This window comes from Oleiphilus sp. HI0067 (assembly GCF_001635735.1).
In genome coordinates this window covers 1-931 of record NZ_LWFI01000387.1, presented here as the reverse complement: position 1 = coordinate 931, position 931 = coordinate 1, and the positions used below count along the sequence as shown (strand labels likewise).

General features: G+C 42.6%; 2 protein-coding genes. Both read right to left on the bottom strand.

Annotated elements, in window-relative coordinates:
• Nucleotides 1-397: AraC family transcriptional regulator ligand-binding domain-containing protein (locus A3739_RS04560; protein ID WP_156502355.1), on the bottom strand; the 397-nt coding region annotated here is incomplete at its 3' end.
• A 144-nt stretch (nt 398-541) separates the two neighbouring features.
• Nucleotides 542-931: CocE/NonD family hydrolase C-terminal non-catalytic domain-containing protein (locus tag A3739_RS04555; protein WP_304440255.1), on the bottom strand; the 390-nt coding region annotated here is incomplete at its 5' end.

The window sequence follows — 931 nt, the reverse complement described above, 5'->3', positions numbered from 1 at the left end:
CCCATTGTAAATCGAAATTGTCGTTCTTAACATGATAATTGATGTTGGTGAAATGAAATACTTCTTGGCTATAACGAAGAGCAATATCAAGCGCGTGCTTGAGACTCGCGCTGCTAGCCATTGCTTGGCCGATTAATCCAAAGCTCGGTAGGCCTACCTTTAAACCGATGGCATAGCCAATGCGTGCAGGCGTTTCGTTGATATGATTGCATAGATTAAGAATGATAATTCGCTCTTGTTCTATGCTTGGCTCACAGGAGACGGTATCAAAGTCTTCGATGTTTAGTTTTGAGTTTTCTAGGCACTGCTCATGCATTAAGCCTTTCTTAAGACCATAACGAAGTAGCAGCCTACATTGCTCCAGTGCTAAACCAGGTGATCGAGTATATTGCGTCATTATGCTTACATCATTTACTGAGTTTTCAATCTAACACTTTGGTCTAATTCTGACTGTGGAAACTTTCTCAGAATTTTTCCTGAATTGATAACAAATAAAAAAAGCAGAGTCTTTACTCTGCCTTTCGCTCTTTAAAGCAGCTTATTAAAGAGTTGGGATCGTGACAGTGTTTTGCTCAGACGTTTTGTATTGGAAGTCTAAGTAAAAGTCTGCACTAGTTGGTGACTTGTAATAAGGATCTTTTGTATCAATCGCCATGACGACTTTGTGGCCAGCAGGGACATCGTAAGCTGTTGTTACCATGTCGAAATCAACGCGGACTTTATCACCCCAGTTCGCATCAGGAAGAGTGATAACGCCGTGTGTAATTAACTTACCCCAGCCCCAAGAATCCATATCGTACAAGTACGCGACGATCTGAGCTTTATTGTAGTGGGGTTGTACGCGAAGGTTCACGCTTGGCGTGCCGCGAATTTCCATTTTTGCATCAAGACGGTCGCTTTCCCAGTAAATCGCACGGAATTCGCTCTCAGC